Below are 14,519 nucleotides of genomic sequence, written 5' to 3'. Positions count from 1 at the left end.
ATGATGGAAACAGTACATTTTACTCAGCAAACTTTTCGTTCATTAATGGAATGCTTCTCACGTCCAGGAAATCAGCAACGGCTAGAACCGTCACAGGAAATTACGGGGCTATATTCAGCAACCGTTTCAGCTTGTCTAACATTGCTTGATGGTGAAGTGAGCTTTTATGTCGCGAATGAATGTCCAGTAATCCAAAGTGAAATTCGGGCTTGGACAGGTGCCAAATTAGTATCTGTGGATTTGGCTGACTTCATAATTATTTCTGCAGATTGCTCGGAACAGCAGGCACAGCATGCATTACAGCATTCAAAAGTAGGCAATCTTATTGACCCACAGCTATCGGCAACCATTTTGTATGAAATAACAGATCACATAGGCAATGTCGTTCATTTACAAGGGCCTGGCATTCAACATACAAAGGCGGTGCAACTTAACGTTCCTGAACAATGGCTACAACTAAGAGAAATGAAAAATAATGAGTTTCCATTGGGGATAGATGTTCTTCTAATCAATTCCAATTCAGACATTATAGCATTGCCACGAACTACTAAAATTCAAGAGGTGAAGCAATCATGGCATACGTAGCAGTTAGAGGCGGGTCCGAGGCAATCGAAGCTTCGTTGGAGCATTTACAATATGAGCGTATTAAGCATGGGGAGCATGTTACCGTTCAAAAACTACTAGGAACGATGCGAGGTTTCCTTGACCAAATCATGTCGGAAAGCAGTCTGTATAGTGAACAATTGGCCGCCCTCGCTATGAAGCAAAGTGAAGGTAACCAGGAGGAAGCGGTATTTTTATTACGTGCCCATCGCTCCACATTGCCGAGACTTTACTATTCAACTATAACCGATCCTAGAGATATGTTTGTGTTGCGAAGAATCTCTTCAAGTTTTAAAGATATTCCCGGTGGTCAGCTATTAGGGGCATCACATGACTATTTGCATCGTCTATTAGATTTCAGTCTAATGACAGAAACAAAAGAAGATGTGCAACTGAAAATAGACCAGTTTAATGCCATCGAAAAACCTGATAAGAGCGATCTTCAGCTCGAGAAATTACCAAAAGTAATGGATTATTTACGGGACGAACAGTTAATTCGAACGTTTGCACTGAATGATGAGGAACCAAGTGATGTGACAAAGAAAGCTTTATCATTTCCTACGAATCGATCGCAGCGACTGCAAACATTAACAAGAGGACAAACGGGAACTGTTACGTCACTTGGTTATGCAGGGTTACGCGGATATGGTGCATCACATCCAAATGTTGGGGAAGTACGCGTCGGTATGCAGCCAATCCATGTGGAAATCGATGGTGAAGACGAACAGTACTATATTGGTTCTATTAAGCTGACAGAAGTAGAGTCGTTTATTCCAGTAAATGTCGATGATGAACAGCAGCAAGTATTGGAATTCGATATTGGGTATGGGGCATGTTTTGGACAGAACGAAACGAAGGCCATTGCGATGTCGATTGTTGACCATGCACTGGAAACAGGGGGCAATACACCGATTCATGATGAGGAATTTGTATTGTTGCATGTTGATATTATCGAATCGACAGGCTTTATCTCTCACTTGAAAATGCCACATTACGTTACATTCCAGTCAAATCTAGAACAAATGCGCACGATTAAAAAGGAGGGGAAACGATGAGTCGTTTACCGTTTGCATTATTGGATGAACAATCGAAGCGTGAAATTCGACGCGCTATTTTAAAAGGTATTTCCATACCCGGTTATCAAGTACCGTTTGCTTCCCGTGAGTTACCTATTGGCCGTGGGTGGGGTACAGGGGGCCTTCAGTTAACGCTTGCACTTATCGGGAAAGAGGATGTGTTAAAAGTCATCGATCAAGGTGCGGATGATTCCGTTAACGCAGTGAATATAAAAAATTTAGTGGAAAAAACGACTGGAGTTGAAACGACGATACGGACACAGGAAGCGAGCCTCATCCAGTCAAGGCACAGAATTCCGGAAGTGCCATTACGTAAAGATCAAGTACTGGTACTTCAAGTGCCAGAGCCGGAGCCGCTTAGGAAAATAGAGCGCAGTGAGTTTAAAACGAAGCGTCATCATGCGGAAAAGGAATATAGTGGTGCGTATTTAATGTTATTTGAACAAATTATGCGCTATAACCAAACTTCCCAAGGTGCTGATTACCCAGTGCTTGTCAATGATCGGTATGTAATGAATCCAAGCCCGATTCCGCGTTATGATAATCCGAAAATTCATAATAGCGAAGCATTAATTTTATTTGGAGCGGGCCGAGAAAAGAAAATTTATGCCGTTCCACCTTATACAAAAGTGGCATCATTGGCATTTGAAGACTATCCGTTTGTTGTCGAGCAATTTGACGGTAAGGCATGTAAAGAAACGGGTCTATCCAACGTCTTTTTAGATGAACTAACAGATGAACAAACAGGTGAAACGTATTATATGTGCAATGACACGAGCTATATGCAAGAAATTTTACAGCAAAAGGTGGGGGCAAAATGATGGTAGAACAGCCAATTTTATCTGTTCGGAATCTGTCGAAACAATATGGGGAAGGTTGCTTGCATTGCCAGCAATCGAACCCAAAGCTAGAAAAGAATTATTGTCCAGTTTGCAAAACAGTATATGCATGCCGTGACATTTCGTTTGATTTATATCGTGGTGAAATTTTAGGGATTGTCGGGGAAAGCGGTAGTGGTAAATCTACCTTCATGAAAAGCCTGTATTTTGATGAAAACGTCACAACAGGTGAAGGCTATTTGCAAGATTATAAAGATGGCAAGGTCAATATTTTTACGGAATCTTCCCAGATGAAGCGTCAGATCCGCAATATGTTGCTAGGGATGGTGTACCAAAATCCGATTCTTGGATTAAAAATGGACTTTTCATCATTAAGCAATATTGCAGAAAAACAAATCGCCGCAGGGAATCGTCATGTTGGGAATATGGAAGCAAGAAGCTATGACTTATTACAGCATGTTAATATTCCGCTTCATCGCAGTAAGGAAGCGCCTAAAAACTTTTCCGGTGGGATGCAGCAGCGTATTCAAATAGCAAAGGCACTATCGAATAATCCGCCATTACTATTGCTCGATGAAGTAACAACAGGACTCGATTTATCGGTACAGGCGGATGTATTGGATTTAATTAAGTCCATTCAGCGCGAATTTAATATTTCAATGATTGTCGTTTCACATGATTTAGCTGTTATTCGAATGTTGGCAGACCGCACGATTGTTATGCTAAATGGCGAAATTATTGAGCATGGCCTAACGGATCAAGTACTGGAGGATCCACAGCATTCTTATACACAGCAATTAGTCTATTCATTATTGTAGGGGAGGCATATATATGCAAGCAATTATTAACGGAATCATCGTAACAGAAGAGCAGTTTTTAAGTGATCATGCCGTACTCATTGACGGCGCGTTAATCGCAGGAATTGTACCTGCAGAGGATCTGGATTTAGCTACAGTTCAGGTGATTGACGCAGATGGGGGATATGTATCACCTGGCTTTGTCGATATTCACTCAGATTATATCGAGACAATAATCAGTCCAAGGCCTACATCCATTATGAGTTTGAAAGTGGGTTTACGTGAGAGCGAACGTATTTTAATGACGCACGGTATTACGACAATCTTCCATTCGTTATCCTTTTATGGCGATGATAAATATTCACATAAAGCAATTCGCGAACCGCAAAATGTGCAACGATGCATTGACGCCATCCATAATACACATACAGAACAACACTTAATTCGTCATCGTATGCATGCGCGATTTGAAATTGATTCAATCGATCAGATACCGGCACTTGAGCAAAATATTTTGGATGGAAAAATACATTTACTTTCATTTATGGACCATACGCCAGGACAAGGACAATATCGCAATCTAGAAATATATAAAGAGACGATGCGCGGCTACCGGTCTATTTCAGAACCAGAAGCAGATGTGCTTATAAAAGAACAAATTGATAAAACAAAAATGACGTATGAAGAGATTGAACGGTTGAGCTGTCTTGCGATTGAAAGAAATATTGCCGTTGCATCCCATGATGACGATGATGTTGCCAAGCTGCAGCTTACTCAATCACACGGAACAACAATTAGCGAGTTTCCGATTACATTGGACGTTGCTAAAGAGGCGAAGCGTATGGGTCTATATACAATTGCCGGTGCTCCAAATATTTTGATGGGTGGGTCGCATTCCGGAAATTTAAGTGCGAGTGAAGCAATTCAGGCCCGTGTTATTGATATTGTTTGCAGTGATTATTATCCGCCAGCAATGCTGCAGGGCATTTTTGAATTAGCGGATAAATATGAAGAAGATTTGCATCGATTGTTCCAGCTAGTCACGATTAATCCTGCTCGTGCTGTAAATTTGGATCAAGAAATCGGCTCAATTAAAGCCGGAAAGAAAGCGGACATCATCATCATCGGTAAAATGGATGACGGCTATCCCGTTGTAACCAATACGATGGTAGATGGCAAAGTGATTATGCAAACAAATTACCGATAAGGGGTGGCACAATGCTGACAATTAACGAGCTACAAAAGACGTTTACGATTCATCATCTACAAAATACGTTCACAGCGTTAAATAATATTTCTTTACACGTAAAAGAAGGGGGATTTTTAGGGATTGTCGGTAAAAGTGGCAGTGGGAAGTCCACTGTATTAAAAAGCATTTATCGTACGTACGAGCCTCAAAGTGGAGAAATCCTTTTTCATTCAGAAGCATTTGGAATGATAGATCTGTTAAAGGCAAGCCCTAGACAAATTGTTTATTTACGCAAATATGAGATTGGCTATGTATCACAGTTTTTAAATGTAATGCCACGTACAACGGCACTCGAATTAGTAACGCAATCTTTACTTGATATTGGGATTAAACGACATGATGCAGTTACACGTGCAAAAGAAGCACTAACTCATTTTGATTTGGAAGAAACATTATGGAATAGTTATCCGAATAATTTTTCCGGTGGTGAAAAGCTCCGTCTTAATATTGCCTGTGCCATCGTAAAGCAACCACGCTTATTACTGTTGGATGAGCCGACAGCCAGTTTGGATGAAACCTCGAAAATAAAGGTAAGAGAATCTATTGAAAAGCTGAAAGCGCAAGGTACTACACTAGTCGGAATTTTTCACGATTTGGAGTTTATGGATGGCCTATGCGATGAAATATTTACAATGGAAAAATACGTTAAGGGTGAGATTGCATGATAATTGACTGGCATACACATAGTCGCTATTCCGACGGCAGTGATACATTAGAAATGCTTTTTTGGAAAGCAAAGCAGGCGGGTATTACCCACTTAGGTGTTGTTGATCACGATACAGTGGCGCATCATAACGAAGGTCATTTACTTGCGAGGCAATATGATATGACGTTTATACCTGGCGTTGAAATTTCTGCCTATGACTTTAAACGCAGAAGGAAAGTTCATTTGCTTGGATATGGATTTAAAGGACTTTGCCCAGCAATAGAAGCACTTTGTCAGCCATTATTAGCCCGGCGTCATGCACATTCCATCTGGCAAACGAGGTGTATAAAAGATGCTGGCTTTCAGATAAATATTGATGATGCACTTGCCTATGCTTATACGAGCGGTACGTTGTATAAGCAGCATATTATGAATGCCCTATTGGATGAGTCGTATGAAAATAAAAATTATCAAACGCTGTATCAATCGTTATTTAAAGGGTCTGGAGTGGCGGCTGGAGATATAGCCTATATCGATGTCTTTCAGGCACTTAAAGCAATTCATGCCGATGGTGGATTTGCAGTGTTAGCACATCCAGGACAGCTCGATAGCTATGAAGTTGCGGAGGAATTGATTGCACAAGGTTTAGATGGAATTGAGTTAGTGCATCCAGATCATACCGAGACGGACAAGAACCGCGTGAAGCAATTGGCTGCCAAGTATAATTTGTTATTAACTGGCGGCTCCGACTATCACGGAAAATATGGTGCTGCCGTTGAGCTTGGTAGCTATATAATGGACCATTTACAAAGATCCTTAACTGTAAAGCATTTGTAAAACATTATAAAGATCGTTGAAGAACGCTATTCAACACTAAAGAAACATGATTAAATGTGAATGGAAATAGGGCGCTCTAAAAATTTCCACTATTACGAAAACAAGGAGAATTATAATGAAAAAACTATGGAAACTACCTGTTGTTGGAATGTTAAGTGCACTACTTTTAGTTGGGTGCAATTCATCTGAAAATGAATCATCAACTGATTCGGCAAGTGCAAATTCAAAAGAACCGTTAGTAGTCGTGTGGTATCCAAATGAATCTGGTTCAGAAATGGGTCCGTCACGTGATGCTTTCGGAAAGCTATTTGAAGAAGCGACAGGAAGAGAAGTAGAACATAAATTAACAACCGACTACGCAATCGCAATCGAAACAATTGCCAATGGAAATGCTCAAGTGGCGTTCATGGGCGCTCAGGGCTATATCGAAGCAAATAAGAAAAATGAGGCAGTTGCACCATTGGTAGTAACTTCAGGCGAATCAGGAACTCTTGATGATGCCCTTTATTATAGCTGGTTAGCTGTACCTAAAGAAAAAGCTAATGCTTACAAAGTGAATGAAGAATATGATTTGGATACGACAGAAGGGAAAAGCATCTCGTTTGTATCTCCATCATCTACATCAGGCTTTAAAATGCCGGCAAGCTCAATTATTTCACATTTCAGTGACAAAGGCTTGAAGGAAGAAGATTTGATGGAAGGCAATGCTGTGTATCCAAGTGTAGTGTTTGGCGGTTCACATCAAGGTGCAGCAGTTAATATGTTAATGGGACGAACAGATATTGCTTCCTTCTGTGATACATGTGTCGATCCATACATTGAGATAGTTGAAGGAGAAGCAAACAAACCAGGAACGGTTTACCGCGTGCGCGACAATGCAGCGCCACCATTCAATACATTACCAGGCGAGGAATTCACTTTAATCCAAGTAACACCTGTATTAAATGCACCGTTTGCAGTAAATACAGAAGTATTGTCGGAAGAGGAAGTTTCAAAATTAAAAGAAGCATTAACTTCGGATGCGACGGCAAAAAACGAAGAGATTTTCATGCCTAAGGAAAAGGAACAACCATCATTATTCTATACGTCAGGAAATGAGCGATTTTTGGAAGTAGATGATCAATGGTTCAACCCGATTCGTGAATTATCGAAATAAGTATTTAGTGGAGGCAGTGGTCAAGGTAAATTTTTCTTTGAATACAGCCTTCCTTCTTATGAATTATCTCGTAATTTATCGAAATGATCCCCCTGACAGCCCCTTTCTAAAAAAGCAATAAAGGAGAATGAGCGATGCAAACTGTACTGGAACGAACTGTAAAAGAAATACCTAGACCACTTGCCTATCATGAAACGGAAGTCGTAAAATCAGCGAAGACAATTTTACAACTAAATAATATCCATAAAAGTTATGATCAGAAAAATAGCGTGCTAAATGATATTAGTCTTTCATTAGGGGAAGGGCAGTTAATCTCCATTATCGGTCCATCTGGTGCAGGGAAATCTACCTTATTGCGTTGTATTAATCGCATGATTGAACCATCAAGTGGGGAAGTTATTTTCGATGACCAGAATATTGTGCTACTGAATAAAAAAAGACTTCGACGTACACGTGCGAAAATAGGCATGATTTTTCAGCACTATAATCTTGTGTCCCGTCTAACAGTATTTGAAAATGTCCTGCACGGTCGATTCGGCTATAAAAGTACATGGCAAGGTTTGTTTAATGTATATACCGAAGAAGAGAAGATGCTTGCTTTAAATATATTGCAGAAGTTAGGAATGGAAGATCATATTTATAAACGCTGTGATCAGTTAAGCGGTGGTCAGAAGCAACGTGTCGGAATCGCACGTGCATTAGTACAAGAGCCCAAACTTTTATTGTGTGATGAGCCGATCGCATCGCTTGATCCGAATGCCTCTAAAGTCATTATGGATCATCTGAAGGAAATTTCTGAAACAATGGGCATTACTGTATTGGTCAATTTACATCAAGTTGAGGTGGCCACTCGATATTCCGATCGGATTATAGGTCTGAGTAAGGGCTGTAAAGTATTTGATGATGAGCCAGGGAAACTCAATAAATTTGCGATTCAAGAAATTTATGGGACGAATGTGGATGAATTGATTACGGAATAGACGGAGGCAATAATCGTGGATACTGATATTTTACGTAAGAAGAAATGGCGAACAACAATTATTTTTATATTATTAATTGTCTTAACGTATAGTTCTGCTGTGATAACAGAGTTTAGCTTAATCGAAGGAATTATAGCCATTCCGGGGACAGTAATTTGGATGGCGGTTAATTTAATCCCAAGTAGTGAAGCACTGGAAAACTTACCGAAAGTGCTTGAGCGACTATGGGAAACGATTGTGCTATCAATATTTGCAACAATGACTGCCACGATTTGTGCCTTGTTTTTTGCAATGATGGGTTCCAAAACGACACAAGTCCAGCATTTTGTAGGAATCGCAGCGCGTTTTGTTGCTTCCATATTCCGAAATATTCCGGTGGTGGCATGGGCATTAATGTTAGTTATTTCATTTGGACATAATGTGATTACTGGGTATTTCGCGCTCTTTTTTTCAACGTTTGGTTTTTTAGTACGAATGTTTATTGAAACGATTGATGAGGCGAGTTCGGATGGTGTGGAAGCTTTAAAAGCAACCGGTTCTACGTACTTGCAGGTTGTGTTTAAAGGTGTTTTACCGGATACGATGCCACAAATGCTAAGCTGGGTATTTTATATGATTGAAACGAATATTCGAAGTGCTACATTAGTGGGGATTCTGACAGGTACGGGGATTGGTTATTTATTTGATATGTACTATAAAAGCTTAAATTACGAAATGGTCGGCCTTATTACTATTACGATTGTACTTGTAGTATTTGCAATTGAATTTGCATCGAACAAAATAAGGAGGGCGATTTCATAATGCAAGCAGTACCATCTATTAAAAATGTTAAAGTGAAAAAGGGTCGGATCCAAATTCAGCAAGTTTCAAAAGCTTCGATCGTAATGCGCACCGTTTGGATTTCGCTCCTTGTCTTTACATGCATTTGTCCGTTCCTCTTGAATTATGGGGCAATTGAATGGTCGACTGCCATTTCAATGACATTAGGTAATTTGAAAATGATGTTTTTACAGCCGGCATTCAATCAAATTACTTTTGCAACAGCGATGAGCCAAATTCTGATTACGCTCGCTCTTACATTTCTGACTACAGTATTAGGTGCAGTCATTTCATTTTTCCTTGCAATTGCCAGTGCAAAAAATTTAGGCAATGCAAAAGTTTCACATATTATTATTGCGGTGAACTCGTTTATCCGGGCAGTACCGACTGTTTTATGGGTACTCATTTTTGCCATTGTGGCTGGTCTCGGTGCAGTAGCTTGTGTGCTTGGAATGATGCTACATACAATAGCTTATTTGACAAAAGCTTATTCCGAATCGATTGAAGAAATAGGCGATGAATCAATTGAAGCATTACGTTCTGCTGGAGCAAACTGGTGGCATATTATTCGGCATGCCGTAATTCCGCAGTCTTCGTCATTTCTTGTCTCATGGACATTTTTACGATTTGAGACGAATTTTGATATTGCGATCGCAATGGGAGCAGCAGCTGCGGCTGGTGGTATCGGTTTCGAGCTGTTTATGGCATCGAACTTTTACTTTGACTTGCACGAAGTAGGTATGATTACATATTGTGCACTCATTATCGCGCTCATTTTAGAATTTTTTTCAGTACGAATCAAGCGACGTTTAATGACAAAAAGCTAGAAACTAAACAGCGCAGTCCCATACTAGCACTTGGTAAGTGGACTGCGCTGTTTTGTCTAAATAACTGCTAAAAAGAAACGTGCTATCATAATGTGAAAGAGTACGAAAATAATAACGTGCCTACAAAAAGGATAATATTGTCATATTATGATATTCTTAAAACAGGAGGTGCAAATTTATGGACTATACCGAGTTGAAAAAATTTAAAATGCGTTATTTTATTCTGTTTGCGGTTTTCTTATTTATAGCGAGTATTGTATTGGTGTTTGCAGTCGATTTCCCGGATAGCGAGCAATGGATTACATTTATTATGTCCATTTGTTTGTTGTTGTATATTGTCTATCAAACAAAGAAATGGAATTTTACGTATAATGATCAGCCAATGAATACAATCATGTCAAAAGGACGTTGGGCAAGATACTTATCGATAACCACTTGCTTTCAGTTGATTACCGTTGTATTTACAGCGATTGTAGTAACACTTCTGTATCTCATGTTTGAAGAACTTTTACGCAACTTATTTTTATTTGATCCGATGATTGATTTGGAAGAAGTGCAGCCATCATTACTCGTTTATATTTTGTTTTTCATCAATATTTGTATTCTCGCGCCACTTTATGAGGAGCTTTTATTCAGAGGGATTTTACTTCGACGTTTTACATTGAGATGGAGTCCGCAAAAAAGCATTATAATTTCATCAATAATTTTTGGGATTATTCATCTTAATCCGATTAATGTAGTGTTTGCTTTTGCATTAGGCTGTGTGCTCGGCTATGCGTATTTAAAAACAAAAAATATATTTGTTCCGATGTTATTACATAGTTTCAGTAATTTTCTTGCATTCCTTCAATATGTATATACAAATCAAACGGCCGAACTTGATTTACCTTCGACAGAAGCAGCACAGCGTGAACTGTTAATAAACGGTATTTTGTTTATAGTATTGGCAGTCGTTATTATAATTTTGCTTGTTAAATATTATAAGCGTTTCCGGCAATTAAAAAATCCGGTACCGAAAGTTGTGGAGCAAGAAGAAATTGATCCTATTTAAGCTATAACTAGACACAAAAAACCGCCCCTGTTTGCTTTTCTAGCAACATGGGCGGTTTTGTAGTTCTTATGCAAAAAATTCTTTTGTTCCTACACGTTCAGCATTTGTCCGAACACGCCTTGTTTTTCAATAAGCTGTTGGCGCTTTCCCTGTTCGATAATTTTCCCTTGATTCAGTACGATGACATAATCGACTTTGCGAATCGTATTTAAACGATGCGCGATAATAAAGCTAGTACGGTTTTCCATCAGCTTTTCAAGGGCTTCTTGAATATGGAGCTCAGTCACAGTATCGATACTGCTTGTCGCTTCATCTAATAATAAAATTTTTGGATCTGCAACAAAGGCACGTGCAATCGATAGCAGCTGTTTTTGTCCTTGTGAAATCTGGCTGCCATCCGCACTTAATATTGTGTCGTATTTATCCGGAAGCTTATCAATAAATGAATGGGCATTAGCTTTTTTGGCTGCCTCGTATATTTCCTCATCTGTTGCATCAAGTTTCCCGTAGCGGATGTTTTCCTTTATCGACATTTCAAAAAGAAACGGATCTTGCAAGACGAATGCCATTTGGCTGCGCAGACTTGCCTTTGAAATCTCTTCAATATCCATATCATCAAAAACGATTTTCCCATCTGTCTTTTCATACAGTCCTGTTAACAGCTGCATAATTGTCGTTTTACCAGCACCAGTTTGCCCAATTAATGCAACTGATTGTCCTGCTTTCACCTCAAAAGACACATTCGATAATGTAGGGGAGGATGCCTGTGCATCATATTGGAATGAAACATTTTGAAAACGGACATTACCAAGTATTTCAACATCTTCTCCAACGGTTTTATCTTCTTTCTCATCCATGATTAAAAAGACGCGTTCAGCACCAGCTAGAGCAGATAGGACGGTGTTAAACTGGTTTGCCAAATCATTCAGTGGACGGGTGAATTGGCGGGCATATTCTGTGAAAATAATAATCGTTCCGATAGAAATATGACCATAGTAAGCAAATAAGCCTCCTGCAAATGCGACAATTGCAAAACTTAAGCTATTTAATGTGTTCATGACTTTTGGGATGAAGCCGGAATAGGTTAATGCCCAAAAACCAACAGTGCGAATGCGGGTATTCTTTTCATCAAATTGGCGCAGCATTTCGTTTTCCTGCGAAAAAGCTTTTACGACATGCTGACCTGTAATCGATTCTTCAATTAAACCATTCATTTCCCCAATGGCTGCTTGCTGTTGTTTAAATAACAGGCTCGTTCGTTTTGTAATCCAGCGCATACTATAAAACATGAGTGGTACGATCAACATTGTAATGAGTGTTAGGGCAGGGCTTAGCCAAAGCATGACTGCCACAGTACCTGTTAATGTTAATATACTGGACACGACCTGGATAAAGGCACTATTTAATGTTGCGCTGATTGTTTCGATATCATTAGTCGCGCGGCTCATCAATTCTCCGTGCTTTCTTTTATCAAAAAAGCGAAGGGGAAGCTTGAAGAAATGCCCGTATAACTGCGTACGTATACGAAATACTGTTTGTTGGGCAATACTGACCATCCAGTAATTCTGGAAGTAGCTTGCTAAACTGTAAAGTAAATAAATAACCGCTAACCCATAGAGCCAATATTGCAGCTGGCTTAACGAACTGCCATCGATAAATTGATCAATTAGTCTCCCGATAATAAACGGTCCGATTAAGGCGAGCGCAGAGCTTAATACGACGAGAAATAGCACTGCAAATAGCAGTATTTTTTGCTCAGCAACAAAATCAAGAATACGCTTTAATGTGTACGTCCAGTTTTGGGCACGCTCACCTTTTTTCTTCTTTCCGCTTGCATTTTTTATTTGTTCTTTCGTGATAATTGGTTCATAGTTGAAAAACTTCATTCGGCAAGCACCTCCTGCTGTGAAGCAACGATTTTTGCATACAAATCGTTTGTTTCCATTAACTCTTCATGTGTGCCAAAACCATGGAGCTCACCTTCATTAATAAGTAGTATGCGGTCAGCCGTTTGTGCTGTCTGGATTTTCTGTGTGACAACGAGCATCGTTAAAGCTTCACCATCGAGCGCTTCCCACAGTTTTTGCTCAGTCGCGACATCGAGCGCTGATGTACTATCATCCAAAATGAGTAATGAAGCTGGCTTTAGAAGGGCACGTGCAATGGCAAGGCGTTGTTTTTGACCACCCGATAAATTAATGCCGCGTTGTCCAATCACTGTCTCATACTGTTCATCAAAGCTTTCAATGGATTGATGGATTTGTGCTTTTTTCGTCGCGTCAATAATTTGCTCAAGCGACGCATCATTTTGCCCCCAGCGTAAATTGTCTACAATTGTCCCTGAAAACAGAAGTGATTGCTGCGGGACATAGGAAATAGAGCTACGCAATTGTTGAAGTGGAATGTCTTTTATATTGCGTCCATTTATATAAATCGCACCATTATTCGGCTCGTAAAAGTGTTCGATCAACTGCAAAATGGTCGATTTTCCTGAGCCTGTTGCGCCCATAATCGCTATTTTTTCACCGCTGTTAATTGTAAATGATAGATTCTGAAGCGTATACTGTTCCGTTGTTGGATAATGGAAAGAAACATTATCAAAGGAAATTGAGAAAGCTTCAAGTATTGGGGCTTCATTTTTCTCTACTTCTTCTGTACCTTCATTGATATTTAAAATTTCCTCAATACGTTCAGCAGAGGCTTTTGCGCGGGCATACGCAATAATAATAAATGAAAAAATAGAAAACGATGCGGTCATACGGAATGCATAGTTAATTATTGCGGCCAAGTCCCCGGCAAGAATATCATTTTCCCGGATCGCATCTGCGCCAACCCAAATTACAATAAGTAAGCTAATATTCATTACAAATTGGAGAACAGGCAGTGCAATTTCCATGACACGCGTCGCTTTGATCGTATCAAACTTCAAATTTTCTGCGACCGTTAAAAAGCGACTTTCTTCATACTGTCCGCGCATATATGCTTTAATCAATCTTACAGCCTGAAGTCCTTCCTGAAGCTGTCGATTCACAAAATCAAGTCTATGCTGAACACGTGCAAACAATTTGATGCCTATCGATACCATCCATACGAGGAAGATGAGTAAAAACGGAAAACTTACACATAAAATCAAGGCAAGTTTTGCATTGATGATGAATGCCATGATTAGTGAACCAATTGTCATTAATGGGGCTTTCATTGCAATGCGCAACATCATAAATACAATATTCATCGTTTGCGTCACATCACTCGTAAGGCGGGTAATAAGACCTGATGTCGGGAACGTTAAATATGTAGCCATTGTCAGCGATTGAATTTTACTATAGAGTGCCTTACGTAAGTCGAAGCCGAAGCTATGTGCGACATGTGCGGAGAAAAAGGAGTTTAACACACCACTTATAAAGGAAAACAGTGCCAATACAAATAAACAGCCACCCCAGAATGCGACATTGGATAAATTTTCTTCTAGTAAACCTTCATTAATCATCTTCGCCATGAAAAGTGGCTGGATTAAGTCACTTGTAAGCTCTAAAAGCATTAGGAAAAAGGCAATTGCGGCAGGCCATTTATAGCGCCTCATAAATTGAAAAATAGTTTTCATGTAATAACCTCTCATGTTGAATTTACTGGATTTTAACT

General features: G+C 39.6%; 14 protein-coding genes. 12 read left to right on the top strand and 2 right to left on the bottom strand.

Features of this window, described 5'->3' with window-relative positions:
* Positions 1-3 precede the first annotated feature (3 nt).
* The 12 genes from phnH to H9635_RS09725 all read left to right on the top strand — a co-directional run bounded on the left by phnH (position 4) and on the right by H9635_RS09725 (position 10,880).
* A complete protein-coding gene (phnH, locus tag H9635_RS09780) occupies positions 4-585 on the top strand; it encodes a phosphonate C-P lyase system protein PhnH (protein WP_191700048.1) in 582 nt (193 codons plus the stop codon).
* Complete coding sequence (locus tag H9635_RS09775) at positions 573-1,658, top strand: carbon-phosphorus lyase complex subunit PhnI (RefSeq protein WP_191700047.1); 1,086 nt, start codon at positions 573-575, stop codon at positions 1,656-1,658. The genes phnH and H9635_RS09775 overlap by 13 nt, the downstream gene beginning before the upstream one ends.
* On the top strand, positions 1,655-2,500 hold the full coding sequence (locus tag H9635_RS09770) for an alpha-D-ribose 1-methylphosphonate 5-phosphate C-P-lyase PhnJ (RefSeq protein ID WP_191700046.1): 846 nt from the start codon (positions 1,655-1,657) through the stop codon (positions 2,498-2,500). Before H9635_RS09775 ends, H9635_RS09770 begins: the two co-directional genes overlap by 4 nt.
* Positions 2,500-3,336: an ATP-binding cassette domain-containing protein gene (locus H9635_RS09765; RefSeq protein ID WP_225231272.1), complete on the top strand. Its 837-nt coding sequence runs from the start codon at positions 2,500-2,502 to the stop codon at positions 3,334-3,336. Before H9635_RS09770 ends, H9635_RS09765 begins: the two co-directional genes overlap by 1 nt.
* 13 nt (positions 3,337-3,349) lie before the next feature.
* A complete protein-coding gene (phnM, locus tag H9635_RS09760; RefSeq protein ID WP_191700042.1) occupies positions 3,350-4,522 on the top strand; it encodes a phosphonate metabolism protein PhnM in 1,173 nt (390 codons plus the stop codon).
* Between the two features lie 11 nt (positions 4,523-4,533).
* Positions 4,534-5,229 (top strand): phosphonate C-P lyase system protein PhnL, encoded by a 696-nt coding sequence (gene phnL, locus H9635_RS09755; RefSeq protein WP_191700041.1) that lies wholly within the window; start codon positions 4,534-4,536, stop codon positions 5,227-5,229.
* Positions 5,226-6,047, top strand: a complete 822-nt coding sequence (locus tag H9635_RS09750) for a PHP domain-containing protein (RefSeq protein WP_191700039.1) — start codon at positions 5,226-5,228, stop codon at positions 6,045-6,047. The genes phnL and H9635_RS09750 overlap by 4 nt, the downstream gene beginning before the upstream one ends.
* 115 nt (positions 6,048-6,162) lie before the next feature.
* Positions 6,163-7,203, top strand: a complete 1,041-nt coding sequence (locus tag H9635_RS09745) for a PhnD/SsuA/transferrin family substrate-binding protein (RefSeq protein WP_191700037.1) — start codon at positions 6,163-6,165, stop codon at positions 7,201-7,203.
* Between the two features lie 134 nt (positions 7,204-7,337).
* Positions 7,338-8,183 (top strand): phosphonate ABC transporter ATP-binding protein, encoded by an 846-nt coding sequence (gene phnC, locus H9635_RS09740; protein WP_191700035.1) that lies wholly within the window; start codon positions 7,338-7,340, stop codon positions 8,181-8,183.
* A gap of 15 nt (positions 8,184-8,198) precedes the next feature.
* The gene (locus H9635_RS09735) at positions 8,199-8,984 is read left to right on the top strand and encodes a PhnE/PtxC family ABC transporter permease (RefSeq protein ID WP_191700034.1); all 786 of its coding nucleotides are present in this window, start codon (positions 8,199-8,201) and stop codon (positions 8,982-8,984) included.
* Positions 8,984-9,829: a PhnE/PtxC family ABC transporter permease gene (locus H9635_RS09730; RefSeq protein ID WP_191700033.1), complete on the top strand. Its 846-nt coding sequence runs from the start codon at positions 8,984-8,986 to the stop codon at positions 9,827-9,829. Before H9635_RS09735 ends, H9635_RS09730 begins: the two co-directional genes overlap by 1 nt.
* A gap of 178 nt (positions 9,830-10,007) precedes the next feature.
* Positions 10,008-10,880, top strand: coding sequence for a CPBP family intramembrane glutamic endopeptidase (locus tag H9635_RS09725; RefSeq protein ID WP_191700031.1), 873 nt, complete (start codon positions 10,008-10,010; stop codon positions 10,878-10,880).
* An 89-nt stretch (positions 10,881-10,969) separates the two neighbouring features.
* Here the strand turns inward: H9635_RS09725 and H9635_RS09720 are convergent, their stop codons facing one another.
* Together H9635_RS09720 and H9635_RS09715 are read right to left on the bottom strand one after the other, a co-directional pair.
* A complete protein-coding gene (locus H9635_RS09720) occupies positions 10,970-12,766 on the bottom strand; it encodes an ABC transporter ATP-binding protein (RefSeq protein WP_191700029.1) in 1,797 nt (598 codons plus the stop codon).
* Complete coding sequence (locus H9635_RS09715) at positions 12,763-14,481, bottom strand: ABC transporter ATP-binding protein (RefSeq protein ID WP_191700028.1); 1,719 nt, start codon at positions 14,479-14,481, stop codon at positions 12,763-12,765. The genes H9635_RS09720 and H9635_RS09715 overlap by 4 nt, the downstream gene beginning before the upstream one ends.
* Positions 14,482-14,519 lie beyond the last annotated feature (38 nt).

The sequence above is a fragment of the Solibacillus faecavium genome, from assembly GCF_014836905.1.
Lineage (GTDB): Bacteria > Bacillota > Bacilli > Bacillales_A > Planococcaceae > Solibacillus > Solibacillus faecavium.
The sequence above is the reverse complement of the archived record's forward strand: the minus strand, read 5'-3'. Positions and strand labels throughout refer to the sequence as shown.

Bases quoted from the DNA above. Each gene is read 5' to 3' on its own strand.
- H9635_RS09715 (WP_191700028.1), bottom strand. From the start codon at position 14,481: ATGAAAACTATTTTTCAATTTATGAGGCGCTATAAATGGCCTGCCGCA.
- H9635_RS09730 (WP_191700033.1), top strand. From the start codon at position 8,984: ATGCAAGCAGTACCATCTATTAAAAATGTTAAAGTGAAAAAGGGTCGG.
- H9635_RS09770 (WP_191700046.1), top strand. From the start codon at position 1,655: ATGAGTCGTTTACCGTTTGCATTATTGGATGAACAATCGAAGCGTGAA.
- phnM (WP_191700042.1), top strand. From the start codon at position 3,350: ATGCAAGCAATTATTAACGGAATCATCGTAACAGAAGAGCAGTTTTTA.
- H9635_RS09720 (WP_191700029.1), bottom strand. From the start codon at position 12,766: ATGAAGTTTTTCAACTATGAACCAATTATCACGAAAGAACAAATAAAA.
- H9635_RS09765 (WP_225231272.1), top strand. From the start codon at position 2,500: ATGGTAGAACAGCCAATTTTATCTGTTCGGAATCTGTCGAAACAATAT.
- phnC (WP_191700035.1), top strand. From the start codon at position 7,338: ATGCAAACTGTACTGGAACGAACTGTAAAAGAAATACCTAGACCACTT.
- phnL (WP_191700041.1), top strand. From the start codon at position 4,534: ATGCTGACAATTAACGAGCTACAAAAGACGTTTACGATTCATCATCTA.
- H9635_RS09725 (WP_191700031.1), top strand. From the start codon at position 10,008: ATGGACTATACCGAGTTGAAAAAATTTAAAATGCGTTATTTTATTCTG.
- phnH (WP_191700048.1), top strand. From the start codon at position 4: ATGGAAACAGTACATTTTACTCAGCAAACTTTTCGTTCATTAATGGAA.
- H9635_RS09745 (WP_191700037.1), top strand. From the start codon at position 6,163: ATGAAAAAACTATGGAAACTACCTGTTGTTGGAATGTTAAGTGCACTA.
- H9635_RS09775 (WP_191700047.1), top strand. From the start codon at position 573: ATGGCATACGTAGCAGTTAGAGGCGGGTCCGAGGCAATCGAAGCTTCG.
- H9635_RS09750 (WP_191700039.1), top strand. From the start codon at position 5,226: ATGATAATTGACTGGCATACACATAGTCGCTATTCCGACGGCAGTGAT.